This is a genomic window from Photobacterium sp. Ph5, assembly GCF_022129445.1.
In the GTDB taxonomy this organism is placed as follows: Bacteria; Pseudomonadota; Gammaproteobacteria; order Enterobacterales; family Vibrionaceae; genus Photobacterium.
In genome coordinates this window covers 90,649-107,704 of sequence record NZ_JADQAQ010000002.1, presented here as the reverse complement: position 1 = coordinate 107,704, position 17,056 = coordinate 90,649, and the positions used below count along the sequence as shown (strand labels likewise).

17 protein-coding genes are annotated in these 17,056 nt (G+C 38.0%); 8 read left to right on the top strand and 9 right to left on the bottom strand.

From position 1 onward, the window contains the following. Positions 1 to 50 precede the first annotated feature (50 nt). Both I3259_RS01440 and I3259_RS01435 read left to right on the top strand, forming a co-directional pair. Positions 51 to 1,901, top strand: a complete 1,851-nt coding sequence (locus I3259_RS01440; RefSeq protein ID WP_238027985.1) for a beta-ketoacyl synthase — start codon at positions 51 to 53, stop codon at positions 1,899 to 1,901. Between the two features lie 74 nt (positions 1,902 to 1,975). Continuing rightward, positions 1,976 to 2,998, top strand: a complete 1,023-nt coding sequence (locus I3259_RS01435; RefSeq protein ID WP_238027984.1) for an HAD family hydrolase — start codon at positions 1,976 to 1,978, stop codon at positions 2,996 to 2,998. A 76-nt stretch (positions 2,999 to 3,074) separates the two neighbouring features. Here I3259_RS01435 and I3259_RS01430 read toward each other — a convergent pair whose 3' ends face one another. After that, positions 3,075 to 4,373 (bottom strand): DEAD/DEAH box helicase, encoded by a 1,299-nt coding sequence (locus I3259_RS01430; protein ID WP_238027983.1) that lies wholly within the window; start codon positions 4,371 to 4,373, stop codon positions 3,075 to 3,077. Between the two features lie 367 nt (positions 4,374 to 4,740). Here I3259_RS01430 and I3259_RS01425 point away from each other — a divergent pair, with 367 nt between their 5' ends. Beyond that, complete coding sequence (locus I3259_RS01425) at positions 4,741 to 6,105, top strand: EAL domain-containing protein (RefSeq protein WP_238027982.1); 1,365 nt, start codon at positions 4,741 to 4,743, stop codon at positions 6,103 to 6,105. Between the two features lie 71 nt (positions 6,106 to 6,176). On the opposite strand, the gene I3259_RS01420 is transcribed toward I3259_RS01425, so the two are convergent. Beyond that, complete coding sequence (locus I3259_RS01420; protein WP_238027981.1) at positions 6,177 to 7,823, bottom strand: ABC-ATPase domain-containing protein; 1,647 nt, start codon at positions 7,821 to 7,823, stop codon at positions 6,177 to 6,179. 210 nt (positions 7,824 to 8,033) lie between these two features. On the opposite strand from I3259_RS01420, the gene I3259_RS01415 reads away from it, so the two are divergent. Continuing rightward, a complete protein-coding gene (locus I3259_RS01415) occupies positions 8,034 to 8,372 on the top strand; it encodes a gamma-glutamylcyclotransferase family protein (protein ID WP_238027980.1) in 339 nt (112 codons plus the stop codon). 76 nt (positions 8,373 to 8,448) lie between these two features. On the opposite strand, the gene I3259_RS01410 is transcribed toward I3259_RS01415, so the two are convergent. Together I3259_RS01410 and I3259_RS01405 are read right to left on the bottom strand one after the other, a co-directional pair. Next, positions 8,449 to 8,826, bottom strand: coding sequence for a DUF2541 family protein (locus I3259_RS01410; protein WP_005364537.1), 378 nt, complete (start codon positions 8,824 to 8,826; stop codon positions 8,449 to 8,451). 236 nt (positions 8,827 to 9,062) lie between these two features. Beyond that, positions 9,063 to 9,242, bottom strand: coding sequence for a prolyl oligopeptidase family serine peptidase (locus I3259_RS01405; RefSeq protein ID WP_238027979.1), 180 nt, complete (start codon positions 9,240 to 9,242; stop codon positions 9,063 to 9,065). A gap of 96 nt (positions 9,243 to 9,338) precedes the next feature. On the opposite strand from I3259_RS01405, the gene I3259_RS01400 reads away from it, so the two are divergent. The 3 genes from I3259_RS01400 to I3259_RS01390 all read left to right on the top strand — a co-directional run bounded on the left by I3259_RS01400 (position 9,339) and on the right by I3259_RS01390 (position 11,809). Beyond that, on the top strand, positions 9,339 to 9,812 hold the full coding sequence (locus tag I3259_RS01400) for a GNAT family N-acetyltransferase (protein WP_238027978.1): 474 nt from the start codon (positions 9,339 to 9,341) through the stop codon (positions 9,810 to 9,812). A 377-nt stretch (positions 9,813 to 10,189) separates the two neighbouring features. Then, the gene (locus I3259_RS01395; RefSeq protein WP_238027977.1) at positions 10,190 to 11,086 is read left to right on the top strand and encodes a phosphotransferase; all 897 of its coding nucleotides are present in this window, start codon (positions 10,190 to 10,192) and stop codon (positions 11,084 to 11,086) included. Between the two features lie 87 nt (positions 11,087 to 11,173). Further along, a complete protein-coding gene (locus tag I3259_RS01390; RefSeq protein ID WP_238027976.1) occupies positions 11,174 to 11,809 on the top strand; it encodes a RimK/LysX family protein in 636 nt (211 codons plus the stop codon). A 52-nt stretch (positions 11,810 to 11,861) separates the two neighbouring features. On the opposite strand, the gene I3259_RS01385 is transcribed toward I3259_RS01390, so the two are convergent. Then, complete coding sequence (locus I3259_RS01385) at positions 11,862 to 12,674, bottom strand: DUF2797 domain-containing protein (protein WP_238027975.1); 813 nt, start codon at positions 12,672 to 12,674, stop codon at positions 11,862 to 11,864. Positions 12,675 to 12,947: 273 nt separating this feature from the next. On the opposite strand from I3259_RS01385, the gene I3259_RS01380 reads away from it, so the two are divergent. Beyond that, on the top strand, positions 12,948 to 13,313 hold the full coding sequence (locus I3259_RS01380) for a DUF3703 domain-containing protein (protein WP_238027974.1): 366 nt from the start codon (positions 12,948 to 12,950) through the stop codon (positions 13,311 to 13,313). Between the two features lie 121 nt (positions 13,314 to 13,434). Here I3259_RS01380 and I3259_RS01375 read toward each other — a convergent pair whose 3' ends face one another. From I3259_RS01375 to I3259_RS01360, 4 genes are read right to left on the bottom strand one after another with little or no spacing between them, the layout of a single operon-like run. Beyond that, positions 13,435 to 14,292 carry a metal ABC transporter permease gene (locus tag I3259_RS01375; protein ID WP_238027973.1) on the bottom strand — a complete coding sequence of 286 codons (858 nt, stop codon included), beginning with the start codon at positions 14,290 to 14,292 and terminating at the stop codon, positions 13,435 to 13,437. After that, a complete protein-coding gene (locus I3259_RS01370) occupies positions 14,285 to 15,175 on the bottom strand; it encodes a metal ABC transporter permease (RefSeq protein ID WP_238027972.1) in 891 nt (296 codons plus the stop codon). Before I3259_RS01370 ends, I3259_RS01375 begins: the two co-directional genes overlap by 8 nt. A gap of 14 nt (positions 15,176 to 15,189) precedes the next feature. Then, on the bottom strand, positions 15,190 to 16,050 hold the full coding sequence (locus I3259_RS01365) for a manganese/iron ABC transporter ATP-binding protein (protein WP_238027971.1): 861 nt from the start codon (positions 16,048 to 16,050) through the stop codon (positions 15,190 to 15,192). Further along, positions 16,050 to 16,961 (bottom strand): metal ABC transporter substrate-binding protein, encoded by a 912-nt coding sequence (locus I3259_RS01360; protein ID WP_275949772.1) that lies wholly within the window; start codon positions 16,959 to 16,961, stop codon positions 16,050 to 16,052. Before I3259_RS01360 ends, I3259_RS01365 begins: the two co-directional genes overlap by 1 nt. Positions 16,962 to 17,056: the final 95 nt, after the last annotated feature.

Below are 17,056 nucleotides of genomic sequence, written 5' to 3'. Positions count from 1 at the left end.
ACTGTTATTCTGTTTTAAAACAGTGTTTAAATAACAGTCAGGGATTTTAAATGGCAAAGTTACCGTTAATTGTAGGTTTAGGTGGTATTAATGCTGCTGGTCGTAGCTCAGGCTTTCATAGCTATAAATTGATGGTTGCTGATGTTCTCTCAGCCGATGTGATGCAATTAACATGGCAAGATCTCGCATATCGTATGGGATTAGAAACGGATAATAACGTTACAGCAGAAGTTATTGATGCGATTAAGGCAGGTACCTTTGTTCGTCGTATCGACTCTTTTGACCCTGATAATTTACTGTATCAATACAAAGCTAATTTAAATACGGACAACGATAAGATCTGTTTTACCTTACGTAAGTCTAAGTTGCCGACTAAAATTCCTGATAACTGGGAAGTCGTAGAGGATGGGAGCAAAGTACATATCACGGTTAATGGTAATCTTGATGCATTGATTGAAGATCGTGTAGCTTTCCCTGTTACCAGTGGTGGAAATATTCCTACTGGTTTCAATCCTGCTTCTTTATACAACTCACGTTTTCATCCTCGTGGTCTTAGTTTAACTATTTATGGCGCGTCAGATGCATTAAATTCATTGGGTATTGAGTGGGACGAAATCCTAAAGTATATCAAACCCGATGAAGTGTCGGTTTATGCGGGTAGCGGTTTGGCACAAATTGATGATAATTCGCTTGGTGGTATGCTTGCAGCCCCGCTTACTGGTGGGCGTGTTAGTTCTAAAATGATGGCATTGTCACTTGCTGAAATGCCTGCTGATTTTATCAATGGTTACGTGATTAATAGCATTGGAACTACGGGCACTAACATGGGGGCTTGTGCGACATTTTTGTATAACCTCCGCCAAGGTATGTATGATATTCAGCATGGTAAATCGAAAGTAGTGATTGTTGGTAATGCTGAAGCACCAGTGGTGCCTGAAATTATGGAAGGCTTCCGTGTTATGGGCGCACTGGCAGAAGATGTTCAATTAAAAACACTTGATAACAGTGATGAGGTTGATAATCGCCGTGCATGTCGTCCATTTTCTGCCAATGCGGGGTTTACGATGGCTGAATCAGCACAGTTTGTTGTGCTAATGGATGATGAACTAGCGCTTAAGCTAGGGGCTAATATTTACGGTTCAGTGGCAGATGTCTTCGTAAATGCAGACGCTAATAAAAAGTCTATTTCAGCACCCGGTGTAGGTAACTATGTCACCGTTGCAAAAGCTGCAGCACTAGCTAAAGCTATTTTGGGTGAAGAAGGCGTGAAGCAAACCTTTGTTCAAGCACATGGTACAGGGACGCCACAAAACCGTATAACAGAGAGCCATATTCTTAATGAAGTGGCTAAAACGTTTAACATTGATAATTGGCCTGTAACTGCAATCAAATCCTACGTTGGACATTCAATGAGCGCGGCTGCCGGTGATCAGCTAGTTGCATCACTTGGCGTATGGCAGCACGGTTGGATCCCGGGAATTAAAACCATTGACCATATTGCAGATGATGTTCATCACTCAAATCTGAATATATTAATGGATCATCAATTTGCCGGTGAAATGGGACAAGACTATAAAGCGGTAATTTTAAATGCAAAAGGGTTTGGTGGAAATAATGCTTCAGGTCTTGTTCTATCGCCTAAGCAAACACTGGCGATGTTAACGTCCAAATACGGTGATAATGTAATGGAACGTTATTATCAGACTAACCAAGCTATTTCCGATACATCATGTGCTAATGATAAAGATGCTTGTTACGGCAAAGAAACTATCCGTTATCACTTTGGTGAAACAGTCATGGATGAGAACTCAATCACCATGACACAAGATAGCCTATGTTTATCTGAATTTGAGCAAGCAATTGAGTTAAGCAAGATCAATCCATATTCAGATTATAGTTAAAAGGTATATTTCTCGCAATTATACAAGGGTAAGTTATTATTTGACTTACCCTTTTTAATAACTGGAATATCAGTGTGAATAAGAATAAAGCAATATTAATAGGGCTTGTGGGTGTAGTGTTATCACTGTTTACCTTACCAGCTTTCAGTGTCGAATGTCAGCAGAGTACGTCCTCGTTGCCGTTATGGGCAAAGAGCCAACCAAGAAGTGCATTATTGCGTTTTGTTGAAAAAGTAACTACAGAGGGTAGTAAGGATTATGTAAAACCCATTGATCGTATTGCTGTGATTGATAATGACGGCACATTGTGGTCGGAAAAACCAACCTATACTCAGTTTTTATTTGCCTTTGATCAAATAAAAAAGAAAAGTATGAAGCATCCTGAGTGGAAAACAACACCACCATATAGTTGGGTTTTAAATAACAATACTGATGAGATTTTTAAAAAAGGTTGGGCTGCGTTATTGCCTATTTTGGAAACTTCGCAATCAGGGATGACGCCAGCGCAATATAGCGAAGATGTCATTAACTGGCTTAAACATAATCAATCGCCACGTTTTAAACGTCCTTATACTGCGCTTGTTTTTCAGCCAATGATTGAATTGATTGATTATTTACATGCTCACCAATTTGATGTGTTCATTGTTACAGGAGCCGGTAGCGCGTTTGTAAAGCCTTGGAGTGAAGCGATATACCATATTCCAGCGCAAAACGTCATTGGTACTACCTTTGGTTATAGCTATAGCAATGGTGAATTAGAAAAAAATAATAAACTTGTTTATATCAATGACGGACCGCAAAAAGCGATTAATATTGAAACGATTATCGGAAAACGTCCAATTTTAGCAATTGGTAATTCGACAGGTGATAAAGCGATGTTGAAATGGACAACGTCACAACAAGGCACAAGTCTTGGGATGCTAATTCATCACACTGATGAAAAGCGTGAGTGGAAGTATGGCGCAGACTCGTTTGAGGGTAAGTTTACACCAGCGCTGATGGAAGCGGCGAAACAGAATAAATGGCAAGTCGTCGACATGAAGAATGATTGGTGTCAGATCTATCCAACTCAATCACAGCAGCGTGTATTGCCCTAAAATAAGAAAAGCCGAGCATAATGATATGCTCGGCTTTTTTGAACACCCTATTTATAATCAAACACTAAGTAAAAACTTACTTTTTAAGTGTTGTGATCTTCGTCGCTTTAATATTGATAGCACGACGTAAACGTGCGCGACGCTCTGCTGCAGATTGATCCTGCGTAGGGTTATTCTTACGGCCTTCACGCTGCGAGAAAGCTGGCTTTGAGTGCATACGCTCAAGTAGAGCATCGCGGCTTTTGGGTTCATAGCCAATTAATTGAACACGGTGAATACGTTGACCGATCAAGCGTTCAATTTGCACTAATGTTAATTCTTCTTCACGGCTAACAAAAGAAATTGCATTACCTTTTTGTCCTGCACGGCCTGTACGACCAATGCGGTGAACATAGTCTTCTGCAAGGAAAGGCATGTCGTAGTTAACTACATAAGGTAAGTTCTGAATATCAAGACCACGAGCAGCAACTTCTGTTGCAACCATTACACGAGCTTTACCTTCTTTAAACTCTTCTAATGCACGACGACGAGCACTTTGTGCTTTATCACCGTGGCAAAGTACTGCTTTAATACCGTCGAGTTTTAATTCTTTAACTAGTTGATTTGCTGTTTCTTTGTAATTAACGAAAACTAGCACTTGTTTCCAGTTCTTTTTACCAATTAATTCAGACAGCATTTCACGCTTGCGATCTTCATCAACAGGGTAAACCACGTGAGCAATAGTATCAGCAGTACTGTTTTCAGGTGTTACTGTAATACGTTGTGGTTTATGAAGAATATCAGACGCTAATGAATTCATTTGTGCTGATGATGTTGCTGAGAACAACATGGTTTGTGGCTTGGTGCGAATATCATCAAGAATAACGCGAATGGCGCCAATAAAGCCCATATCAAGCATACGGTCTGCTTCATCAAATACTAAGAATTCTAGATTTGCTAGCGAAACATTGTTCAGTTCCATATGCTCGATCAAACGACCAGGTGTAGCTACAAGAATATCAACGCCTTGCTCTAAACGTTTTTCTTGTGTTGACATTTTCTTACCACCAAAAATAGCAGTACAGTTGATGTCAGTATATTTTGCATACTCATTGATGTTGTTAGCGATTTGCTCTGCTAACTCACGAGTCGGTGCCAGAATTAATGCACGAACATTAAAGCGACTTTTTGATTTTGGTTTGTCAATTAATTTTTGGATAATTGGCAGTGAAAAAGCGGCAGTTTTGCCTGTGCCTGTTTGTGCTAGAGCAAGAATGTCAGCACCTCGACGTGCTTGAGGGATTGCTTTTTGTTGCACTGGCGTTAGTTTTTCATAACCGATCTCAGTTAATGCTTTAACTAAATCTTGAGAAAAACCTTGTGATAAGAATGACATGCTTTGTTCCTAAACTGTCGGCTAAAGCCGATTACATTCATAAACTCAGTTGCTTATGAATGCAATCATCTTGCCGCTAAAATGGTCGCGTATTATAGTCGATTGTAGATTAATTCGCTATCTTAACGTAATAGACGATTAATTTTGCTTCATAATATGTATTCATTAGTATTACTTATCATGTCGATAAGGATCTTTTTATGAGCAAAATATACCTTTAAGGTATTATTGTATAATAAATACAATATTTTAAAATTACATGTCAGCCTTAAAAAAAACCAGAAAAAAAAGGTACATCATACTTGTGCTTAGTTTGATCGTAACCTTAATCGTTTCGTTTCTGTATTGCTTCTTTGTGGGTCATACTGTGAATGAATCAGTTGCGTATAAAACGTATAATGCAGTTCATGAACCTGAAGAAAAAGTAATACGCAGTCATTATTATCAAATTCCTAAAGCTCAGCGAAAAGCGATGCTAGAACAAATTGTTGTGGATAATAAGGATTTGAAAGGGATATTTTATATCAAAGACGGTAAGTATATTTATTCTGATCGAGATGTAACTATTGATAAAAATGTGGTTACTGATCTTTCAAATAAGGTCAATGAATTTAAGAATAATGCAGTATATTTTTATATAGATAAAAAAGACATCTATGGCTCACCTGCTTTTATCTATATGTTTAAGTTCGGTAGTGGCTTCTATCAAATGATATTCTATAAAGAAGCGATTGCACCAACACCAAATAACTTATTTAGCTCTTATGTTGTGAGTAATATTGATCATACTGTTTTATCCGGAGATCAAAAAACCATGTTTACTATTGCAGAGAATACGCTGCATGGTTTGAGTATTAGCGTTATTACAGGAATATCATTAACGAGTTTTTTGTATATTTATATTATTGCCTTTATTCCTGTTTTAATTTCAATTTGGTTTATTTTTTCAACGATTAAAAAAATTCAAATAAAGCAAAATAACTTTTCTATTGATATTCGTTCAGGTATTAAAAATAAAGAATTTATTCCTTTCTATCAGGGGATATATTCTATTGAAGAAGAACGTTTTGTTGGTGCAGAATTACTGTGTAGATGGGATTATAAAAAACAAAAGATTCTCTCTCCTGGAAGTTTTATTAATATCTTAGAAGATTCTGGTCAAATTAATGATGTTACTTTAGGTTTATTAGGCCAATTAGCAAAAGATAAAATATTGTTGGATAGTATTAATCCTAATATGTATTTCTCTGTGAATGTCACGATTAATATGCTGTTAGATAATGACTTTGTTAACAGTGTAATTTATTTCATTGAGCAAAACCCATGCTTACAGAATCGCTTAACGTTTGAATTAACAGAGCGTGATAAACGTTTTGATTATATAGCGGATGTTAAAGAAGCGATGTGTTTACTACATTCACACAGTGTTAAGTGGGCGTTGGATGATTTTGGTACGGGATATTCTAATTTCTTGACAATGCATGAATTACCTATCGACATTATCAAAGTAGATCGGATGTTTATCTCATCTAAAAATGACATTATTTCATGTGACATTCTGACTAAAATTATCGAACTATTAGATACATGGAAGCTTCCTATTATTATGGAAGGTGTTGAAACAGAAGAAGAGCTAAGTAAAGTTAAGCACCTTTCTATTGATCTAGTGCAGGGTTATTACTTTAGTCGGCCGATGTCTGTTACGGATTTTACGCACCACGCAAAATCGTAAAAAGAAAGCCTGCGGATAATGTCTATCTCACATTATCCGCAGGCTTTTTGTCCATAATTAGATAATAGCTATTATTTAAATTCAGCTTTGCGCATACGGTTAAGTACAGCCATTACCTCAATTACGCGAGGCTTCGACATTTCGCCATATTTAGGCATCATATCAGCCCAATTATCATGTAGCATGTTAGCAAATGCACGCGCAGGGACTTTTTCCCAACCTTTAAGTTGTGCCAGTTGGAACCATAAGTAGCCAATAGCAAGTAACTGACTAGGATGAGCCACTTGTTCTAACGCTTGCAAATCAACGTATTCACGACCAAAGCGTAACGATGTTTTATCTTTTACTTGAATACGGAATTTTCCTTCTTCAAGTAATGCTTGTAGCGCGCTACGGTTGATTTGACGTGTACGAGGACGAACAATCACTTCTGTTCCTTCCGCTTTACGTCGGGTAGGGTGAGAAGCAACAACTTCACGTGCTTTATCTGTTACATCTACTGCTTCATAGTTATGCATCTGAATAACAGTATCGGCAACATCTAAATAGTCACCTGAGCCCCCCATAACAAGCATTACTGAGATATCATGCTGATCGCGAAGTAAAGCTATACGGTCAACAAGTGGCGTAATTGGCTCATCATCTTTACAAATCAGTGCCTGCATGCGCTCATCACGGATCATAAAGTTTGATGCAGAAGTATCTTCATCAATCAATAATGCTTCAGCGCCAGCTTCAATCGATTCTTGTAACCAAGAAGCTTGTGAGGTTGATCCTGATGCATTTTGGCTAGTAAAAGCTGTGGTGTCTTTACCCATAGGTAAGTTGCTGATGTACGGCGATAGATCAACATTATGAACACAACGACCATCTTCAGCGCGTATCTTAGCGGCATTGTAATTGGTTACAACGTACTCACGACCATCACCAGGGATATGATCGTAAACAGAACGCTCAATGGCACTTAATAGCGTTGATTTACCATGAAAACCACCACCAACAATTAAGGTAATGCCTTCAGGAATACCCATACCACGGATTTTACCTTTATGTGGTGCTTCAAGCTCTACTGCAAGGTTATCAGGGCTTGTAAAAGGTACTGCATTCGGAAGGGGTAAATCACTATTACCAGCAAGGCGAGGAAGAATACTTCCATCAGCAACAAAGGCTAATAATTTATGTGCTTTTAATTGTGCACGTAGTGCTACTTGATCTTCTGCTGCTTCACAATGAGCTTTTAACTCTTCCATTGGTAATTCGCGTGCAATCGTTGCACGGCGGATCATTTTTGGTAGGTGGAAAGTTAATAGATTCATTGTACGCTTAGCAATGATGGTACGACCGTCAGCCGGAAGGTTTACACGAAAACGTAATTCGATACCTTCGTCATCAAATACCACTGCTGTACGGTCAAGGATCACCTGTCCAGGCATATCAATAAGTACTGCATTATCTTGTTGTGATAAATCAGCAAAAAAGCGAGCAATAAAATCTCGTGCTGCACATTGATAGACTGAAGATTTTTCACGTAGCCATTCTAAGTCTGTGAGTGACCATGCACGACGAGCACGTACACGAGAAGCCGGAGCAAACGGATCCGATTGAACGGTATCAATATAAAAGTCGAAATCAACGAAGTGGTATTCACCGCGCATACTCGTATAGCTGCGGTAATTATGACGGTCAATTTTATGGAGTTTGGCTTCGAGTAATTGCATATCGCCTCGATATCGTTCGTTATGGTGCACAGCACCGAGAATCTAGTGTGTTCGGGGGCTGGATATTACACTAAAGTCTGATAGTTAGCATGTAAACTTTAAACGAGATCACAATAATTAGTGCTTTTTCATTATTGCTTTAAATGTGTCGTGTCCTTAGGTTTATAGTTTAGTTAATAAGATGTGACTTGTAGTGAGGATTCATCATTCGTGCTTAATACACTATTCGTTTATGGCACTTTAGCGCCAGAACAATCTAATGCCTACGTACTTTCTGATTTGAAAGTTTTTTGGCAAAAAGCGAGCGCAACTGGATTTATTTACCCAAACGGTAAAGGAGCGGCATTAGGTTATCCTGCGTTTGTACCGCAATCAGAAGGGGAACGTGTTCAAGGCTTACTCTTTACATCTGATGAATTGACAGCGTATTGGAAGCGTATTGATGACTTCGAAGGCGAGGGGGATGACCGTGTAGTTATCACCGTTATTCTTGACGATGGCTCTGAACAATCCGCATTTGTGTATCGTTTAAGTCCAAGTGAAATGTAAGTTGTTCAGGCAATATTATAGAAATATAAAAAACAAGAGCGCTATTAATAGCGCTCTTATCTTGAAATAAATTTGCTTATCGACGACCGAGAACTTTAATACCAGCGCTGCCATCTTCAGCACGGCCATGCACTTGAATATCTGTTACGCAGCGCTCATAAGAGAATCGACGCCAGTCTGTTTTTTCGTTTTTATCTAATTTGCGTTGAAACTGGAATACGCGCGAAGAACCATTTTGAAATTTAAAGACGACTTTTGTTAAAAACACATCACGTTCAGCTTTAATCTGAATCGATTTAGTATTACGACAAAGTGGTACAGGGATCTTAGCGTGACTATTTTTAGCTTCAAGAAGAATAGTACGACCTAATGTAAATGTATCAGCTGACGCTGTTGTTGAAAATGCCATCGTAGAAAGCATGATTGCAGCAGCCATTGTCGCTTTTAGTTTCATAAAGAAATCTCACAAGTAAAAACTGCACTGATTATAATGAGATAAATTCGAAATGGTTAAATAATGAGTTGTAAGAATCTGTAATTTAGTAATACAGAACATATGTCAAATAGTTGGGTGTTTTTTGTTTTATTTTGGTTATGTTGTCGCTATTTGAAAATCAGTTTGAACAATAATGTAAAAAAGGAAAAACGTGGTGCCATCCGAAAGGAGATGACACCGTTAATTATTAATAGTTAGCCTGCTGAGCGACCACCAATACATTGGCTTAAGAAATTATCAACTTTTCTCGCAAGTTTCCTTGTTTGTGTAGGAGTGCCATAATGATGACCAACGTTATTCATCTCCCAATACTGCACATCTTTTCCTGCTTTCTTTGCCGCTTCAACAAAACGACGAGATTGCTCTGGGATCACAACAGCATTATTTTACATTGATTAACTTTTATGCGGTTTAGAGTATAGTTATTATCGAAATAATGCTTACTTAAAATTCATCTGATAGGACCTAATATGCTTGTAATTTCGAGGTATGCAGAGAAGGATAAAGAGGATGTGAAAGCGGTGTCTTTATTTGATGAGCAAATCCTATTTGCCGCGACAGCAGATGACTTTTTAGAAAGTGAATCTGCAACAATGCATCTTCATGTGATTAAGCAGGATGGCCATATTGTAGGTTTCTTTAAAATAGATATTGCTTACTTTCGTGATGTGGATTTTTGCTCTGAAAATTGTATTGGTTTGCGAACCTTTGTCATAGACCAAAAATTACAAGGCAAGGGTATTGGTAAACAAGCATTAATGGCGTTATTTACTTATTTAGCGAAAAACTACTCAAATTATCAAAGGCTTTATTTAACAGTCAATTGCAAAAATACAGTGGCAAAGCGTTGTTATGAAACGGCTGGTTTCGCTTTTACAGGTGAGTGTTATCTTGGAGGTCTATTTGGGCCACAAGAAATTATGTATCATGACATTTTAAGGTAGCCGGATAACGTTATTATTAATTGATACTATTTCGCATTAGTCTTATTTGGAATAATAAGCTATAGATCACATTCCTCTCTGTATGATTTTTTATTTTGCTTGTATTTGGTGAATTAGAGCACACTTTTTATTTATTGCTAAAAAAGAGTTTTATCCGCTAATTTTTAGCTAGTGTACTGAGGTAAAGCTCTGAAAAAAATTAAATGTAACCAAAAGTAAAACATTTTAAGTTTTATTTACTGTATCTACTGGTCATATTGGCTGTTATGTTGCATTCTTAACTCATAATAAAGATTAAAAAGCCAATAAAACCAGTTGGTTATGCCTAAATGGTATTTATTGGTTACAGTTGCTAGATAACATCCAAGGTACAAAATATGAATAGAGCCCAGCTAAAAAATATTGCTGAAAAATCGTTTTTCGCAATGTTCCGACAAAAAGCTGATGTATGTGATATTCAGGAAACCTTTTATGGTTGGGTTGTATTTCTTGCCACAGGGAAGGCAAAGATTGTTGTTAAGTTTTCACGAGAAGTGGGTCGAATAAGTAAAGAAGTTGCGTGTTTACAGAAGTTACGCTCTATTGTGAGTTGTCCTGTACCGCAGATCTATTTATTTGGTCGAGAAGAGGGGTATGACTATATCGTGCTAGATTGGCTCGAAGGTCGGCCTGCGAATGAATTACCCAATAATAAATTCGCTATAGAGACATTCCGAGAAGATTACACTGATATTTTACTCGCATTACATGAACATCATCATCCACAGGGCTTTGAATTAAATAATGGTGGGTTTGATGGTGATTTTAATAATGCGTTCGATGACTGGATGAAAGATGTATACAAATACCTTTCCTGTTCAGCATCGCCATTTAGTTCAAAGATCAAAGATCAATATACTGAGCTATGGGAACGTCGTAGAGAAATATTAGCACCTATTGCTCATGAAGCATCTTCTTTTGTTCATGATGATTGCCATTTAGCGAATGTATTATTTGATCCTGAAACTTTTAAAGTTGCAGGATTGCTTGATCCTTGTGATAGCGGCTTTAAGCACCGTGAACTCGATGTCATTCACCTATTTGATGTGCGTGGTGATACGCATATCGCTGAACGTTATATTGAAAAACGCCAGTTAGATGATGGCTTTGAAGCACGACGTCATTTCTTTAGTTTGTGGGATGATGCTAAACATAGTCGTAACATGGGCTGGTATGATGAAAATTGGTTAGCAAATAAGTTTAATAAGTTTGAAGCAGCCATGAGTATGCAATGAGTTTGAGGGAAATAGTTGCCTATTTCCCTTTGTCAGTATTATGTTTTGTAAGGTATGGGTATAAAAGAAGAACGAAAAGGTTAACTTATGATGAATAAAGTAAGTCGAGTCTCTGCGTTTGTTTTACTGTTAGCCAGTTATCAATCTATGGCTGATAATCATGTTACATCATCTAAGTTTCCTGTTTCTTCTATCCCAGATCCTTTGAGTCAGCCTTCTGATCTTTTTCTCCCTGATACCAGTGATACTCAGTTTAATACTTCAAGCGATTTAATCCTTGCGCATAAAAGTACAAAATCAGCGAATTCATCAGTAAAGAAAGAAACACAAGATGGGTTGTTTATTTTAGGTCTGCATGAGTGGATCCTACTTGCATCATCAACACAGTATTTTTCCGCTTATATTGATCCTGTATCAGAAAATTCACGCATCGGTGTGAAGGATTTAGTTGAATTTGAGCGTGATGGAAAAGACTGGGTTAAGTTTAAACTGCTTGATAAAGAATATAAATTTGCCATTCTTGAAAAAGTTAAAGTACCAGAAAAAAGCGATAAATCTTTACCAGTTGTAAAGTTAAGAACCAAGCTTGGTGACATTAATGAAGAAATTGAATATGTGCTGATCAATGGCGGTAACGGTATTGTATTAGGTGAGAACTTTTTACGTGATCTCGCGATACAAAATAGAAAATATGATTATATTCAGGGGCGAGTAAAGAAATAAAAGCGAAGCTTAAACTCTATTCTTATTCGAGCGACTTCGCTTTTATGATTAATTATGCTTCAGCAATCACTTCGTAACTGGTGAACTTACGAATGTTAATCACACCAGTATCAAAGATCAGATATTGACCTTTAATGCCTTGCAAAATGCCTTCAACCACAGGCTCTTTATCAAAGTTGTGTGAGCTAATCTTGGTTGGGAAGGCATCAACAGGAAAATGAATATCAACAATATCGTTATCAAGATATTCAATCGCATCCTCACCATATTCGGCAGTGATTTCTGCAAGACGAGCTTTTACTTCTGGTAATAAAACTGAGGCTTTTTCTGTTAAATCGATCTCAGCATTGTCACCTTTGAGCATTGCACGCCAGTTGGTTTTATCTGCGACAAGCTCAGCAATAGCCACTTCCACTAAACCTGAAATTTGACGTGTTTTTACTTTAAGCACAGCAAGTGCTTGTGTTGCACCTTGATCAATCCAGCGTGTAGGTAGTTGGGTGTGTCGAGTAATACCGACTTTTAACCCCGAGGTATTTGATAGATAAACATAGTGCGGCACCATGCAGTTTTCTTCACCCCATTGTGGCTCACGGCATGTGCCTTTGTCGTAGTGACAAGTTTCAGGTTTCATAATGCACATATCGCATGACGCTAACTTTTTCATACAAGGGAAGCAATGACCTTGAGAGTAACTTTTCTTGGTTTTTTTTCCACACGATTGGCAAAAGATATTACCTGTATAGGTCAATTTAAGTGACTTACCGATCAAAGGATTTAAATGCAGTTGTTGATCACCGATAGGGAGATGATAGTCAACAACATCATTTAAGGTTGACTTCATTTTACTTAATGTTCCTTGCATACATTGCTCATTCGTTTGTTTTTATAGTGCGGTGATTTTAGCAGGTGGAAGAGGGAAGCGGCTATATAAGTGCAATGGAAAAATATGAATTCCCTCTTCGAAGTTTTAAATCGAAGAGACAATAAGCAAAACAATCAGCCTTTATGGGTGAAATATGTAAATGCCATAAAGTAAAAAGTGATCATTACCTAGAGGGAAGCGATAAACACTGGTGTATTTATTAGAGTGTTCTAATGTCAGAGATAGATATCAAGCATCATCATGGAGAGAGTTATGCTCAATCGATTTTCACAAAATATCTCTTATGCCGTAATAAAAGAATTGTCTTTAGCAAGGAAAGCGAGACGTAATAAAGATGTGGTATTAGAGTTCAGTCATTTAGAAAACGCTCACGTTTTGGGACAACATTCTACTTACTGGCATACTAAAATCCATTGCCATATGCTGTATTGGGCACGACGCAATGGTGATAGCCAAGAGCTAAGAGGGCAGTTATTAAGAGTCTTTGGCGCATTAACTAAAACTGCTGTGGGTCTTGTGCCTGAAGGAAATACAGGGGGAAGTAATGTAAGCCCTTTTAAACGCTTACCTATTTCAGCTTTACACCAACAAAAAATTATTCGCGCGAAACAAATGTAGTACTGTTAATACATTCAATTAGAAAAAGGCTACGCTAAACGGTGAAATGATTCTGAGATCTCTTGGGTATAATGGCTACCAGATTTGATAGCCATTATTTAATATAACAGTGTAGTAGAAATTATAATAAACTTACGGGCGTTTGTTTTACGACGGCTCGTTGTTTTATTGCATGGTAAGTAAACACCGCAATAAAGTTTATTGTCAGTAATAAGATAATCGTTGGTGCGGGAGCACTATCGATAAAGAAACTAAGATAAACGCCTAAGAAGCAATTTATAATAGAAATGAATACCGCTATTACCATCATGGTTTGAAAACGGCGGGTGAGCATAAAGGCTGTCGCACCCGGCGCAATCAGCATTGAAATCACTAATATCATGCCAACAGCTTTGAGTGCAGTAACAATCGCGAACGAGAGTAGCGCAAGCAATCCGTAATGTAATAGTTTGGTCGGAAGTCCAATAGCTTGTGCATGTTGATGATCGAAAATAAGTAAGAGTAAATCTTTACCTTTAATAATACACAGTGATCCAACAATGAGTGCAATTGCGCCTGCTTCTATAATATCACGCCAACTCGCACCAAGAGGATCACCAAATAGAATGTGGTCTAAGTGAATATCTGTGTGAATTTTCGTCATCATCACAATGCCGAGCGCGAACATAGCTGAAAATACAACACCCATAATTGTATCTTCTTTAATTCTGCTATTTTCTTTTAAATACCCAGAGGTTAACGCACAAAACATACCTGCGATAAAAGCACCAATCGTAAATGGAATCGATAAGACATAAGCAATAACAATCCCCGGTAAAACAGCATGGGAAATGGCATCACCCATTAAAGACCAACCTTTGAGAATTAAAAAACAAGATAGTAATGCGGTTGGTATCGCGATAAAAAAAACAATCAGAAAAGCTTGCTGCATAAAAATAAATTCAAAAGGCGATAACACTGTCGTTAATAGATTAGCCATGTTGAATTCCTTTCGTTTGCTTTAAGTTTTGGGCTTGTTTTAACGCTTGTTTTGTTTTTCTATGAGTTGCCAATCGACCATATTTAGGCGCAAATACAAAAGCTAAAGCAAAGAAAACAGTTTGTAATAACACGATGATCCCGCCTGTTGCACCATTGATAAAATAACTAAAGTAAGCACCAAGAAAAGCGCTGATCACACCAATAATTACACTGTAGATAATGACTATCGAGAAACGATCAGACAGAAAATAAGCAGTTGCACCAGGGATCACAACCATAGCAATAACTAAAAAGGCGCCTACAGTTTGCAATGCGGCAACGGTAGAGGCACTTAAAATACTAAAAAATACAATTTTTAAAAATGTTGGCGATAACCCAATGGTTTTAGCATGGTTTTCATCAAAGAAAACAACCATGAAATCACGCCATTTTACGCATAAAATTAAAAGAGAAAGGCAGCCAATGATGACGATTTGTAATGTATCTACTGGGGTTATTGCGAGAATATTTCCCATTACAATAGTCTGAATATTAACGGCGCTTGGATAGAGCGAGACAAGAAATAAACCGAGCCCGAAGAAAGCAGTAAAAATTAAGCCAATCACAGCGTCTTCTTTTAATTTACTGCGTTGGCTTAAAAATAACATGCCAGCAGCAGCTAAACCGCCAGAAAAAAAGGCACCAAAAGAAAAGGGGAGGCCTACCATATAAGCGCCAGCAACACCGGGTACGATAGAATGTGATAGCGCGTCACCAATCAGTGACCAGCCTTTCAGCATTAAATAACACGAAAGAAAAGCACAAACGCCACCGATTAATGCACTAACCCACATGGCGTTGAGCATATAGCTATATAAAAACGGCTCAAGTAATTGGTCCACGATTATCACTCCTTTTATTGCTGACGGGAAAGGGAGCGAGATTGCTGTTCACCGTTCTCACCATACATAACAACAGGACGCTCATGATCGGAAATAACCGATAATTTACGGCTATCGTCGTCTTCGTGAAGATCTTTCCCTGATAAAATGAAGTGTCGTAATACACCACCGAATGCGAGCTTTAAATTTTCCGGTGTGAAAATCTCGGTTGTTTCTCCTGATGCCAAAATGGTTTTATTAATTAAAATTGTGCGGTCACAAAAGTCAGGAATACTGCCAAGATTATGGGTGGAGACAAGCATGACTTTGCCTTCATCACGAAGCTCACGTAACAATGCCATGATTTGATCTTCTGTTTGAACATCAACGCCTGTAAAGGGCTCATCGAGTAATATCACCTGACTTTCTTGCGCGAGTGCACGAGCAAGAAATACCCGTTTACGTTGCCCACCAGAAAGTTCTCCGATTTGACGTTTACGAAAGTTAGTCATATTGACCCGTTCGAGAGCGATATTCACTTTTTCATGATCTATTTTTTTTGGGATACGCAACATATTCATGTAACCATAACGACCCATCATGACGACATCTTCAACCAGAACAGGGAAGTTCCAGTCTATATCTTCACTTTGCGGAACATAGGCGACCACATTACTTTTTAGCGCGTTTTTGACTGTATTATTAAGGATTTTCACACTACCTTGGCTGGTGGATACAAATCCCATAATGGCTTTAAAAAGCGTGGACTTCCCGCTGCCATTCATCCCGACTAGGGCTGCGATAGAACCTTGAGGAACGCTAAATGTCGCATTGTGCAGAGCGGTATGTCCGTTACGGTATGTCACCGTAATATTGTTTATATCTAATCCTATCATTATAAACTCAGCCCTTTAGCGATGGTTTGAGAGGTCACTTTAATTAGCGCTAGATAGGTAGGAACAGGACCGTTATTAGCACTCAACGAGTCAACATAAAGCACGCCTGCATAGTTAGCGCCTGTTTCTCGTGCGACTTGTTGAGCCGGTTTTGCTGAAACAGTACTTTCACTGAAAACCGCATGAATTTGATGTTGACGAACAGCATCGATAAGTTGACGAACTTGTTGAGGCGTTCCTTGGGCATCAGCATTAATAGGCCATAAATACAGTTCTTTTAGTCCAAAATCACGAGCAAGATAACTAAAAGCCCCTTCACTCGTAACAAGCCAACGCTTATCTACCGGTATGGTATTAATCTGATTACGAATAGGTGCAATTGTTTGCTTAATTTCTTGGGTATATTGTTGAGCGTTTTTATTATAAATATCTGCATTTTTAGGATCATGCTTAACCAGTGCTTGGCGAATATTTTCTACATAAATAATACCGTTTTCAGGTGACATCCAAGCATGAGGATTGGGTTTACCGTTATAAGGACCCTGAGTAATACTTAACGGCGTGATATTTTCAGTTACCGTTACAGAAGGAACATCGTGGAGGTTTTTGAAAAACTTATTAAACCAAAGCTCTAAGTTTAAACCGTTATAAAGAATTAAATCAGCACCTTGTGCCCGTTTAAGATCACCAGGTGTTACTTGATAATTATGAATTTCCGCATTGGGTTTAGTAATGGATTCAACAATAGCAGCGTCACCAGCGACATTTTTTGCCATGTCAGCAATGATTGTAAATGTTGTTATTACTTTAAATTTGTCATTAGCATGGCTGACTGTACTCATCAACAGGCCAATAGATAGCAGTACAGTATTTGTTACGTATCGTAATCGTCGCTTTTGATGAAAGTTCATCCTTTTTATCCCTATAAAGAAAGTAACATATATTCCTCAACGTTATAACAAACACAAAAACCAAATGCAATTGATAATTATTATCAATAAGGTGT

Bases quoted from the DNA above. Each gene is read 5' to 3' on its own strand.
- I3259_RS01440 (WP_238027985.1), top strand. From the start codon at position 51: ATGGCAAAGTTACCGTTAATTGTAGGTTTAGGTGGTATTAATGCTGCT.
- I3259_RS01430 (WP_238027983.1), bottom strand. From the start codon at position 4,373: ATGTCATTCTTATCACAAGGTTTTTCTCAAGATTTAGTTAAAGCATTA.
- I3259_RS01420 (WP_238027981.1), bottom strand. From the start codon at position 7,823: ATGCAATTACTCGAAGCCAAACTCCATAAAATTGACCGTCATAATTAC.
- I3259_RS01410 (WP_005364537.1), bottom strand. From the start codon at position 8,826: ATGAAACTAAAAGCGACAATGGCTGCTGCAATCATGCTTTCTACGATG.
- I3259_RS01400 (WP_238027978.1), top strand. From the start codon at position 9,339: ATGCTTGTAATTTCGAGGTATGCAGAGAAGGATAAAGAGGATGTGAAA.
- I3259_RS01395 (WP_238027977.1), top strand. From the start codon at position 10,190: ATGAATAGAGCCCAGCTAAAAAATATTGCTGAAAAATCGTTTTTCGCA.
- I3259_RS01390 (WP_238027976.1), top strand. From the start codon at position 11,174: ATGATGAATAAAGTAAGTCGAGTCTCTGCGTTTGTTTTACTGTTAGCC.
- I3259_RS01385 (WP_238027975.1), bottom strand. From the start codon at position 12,674: ATGCAAGGAACATTAAGTAAAATGAAGTCAACCTTAAATGATGTTGTT.
- I3259_RS01380 (WP_238027974.1), top strand. From the start codon at position 12,948: ATGCTCAATCGATTTTCACAAAATATCTCTTATGCCGTAATAAAAGAA.
- I3259_RS01375 (WP_238027973.1), bottom strand. From the start codon at position 14,292: ATGGCTAATCTATTAACGACAGTGTTATCGCCTTTTGAATTTATTTTT.
- I3259_RS01365 (WP_238027971.1), bottom strand. From the start codon at position 16,050: ATGATAGGATTAGATATAAACAATATTACGGTGACATACCGTAACGGA.
- I3259_RS01360 (WP_275949772.1), bottom strand. From the start codon at position 16,961: ATGAACTTTCATCAAAAGCGACGATTACGATACGTAACAAATACTGTA.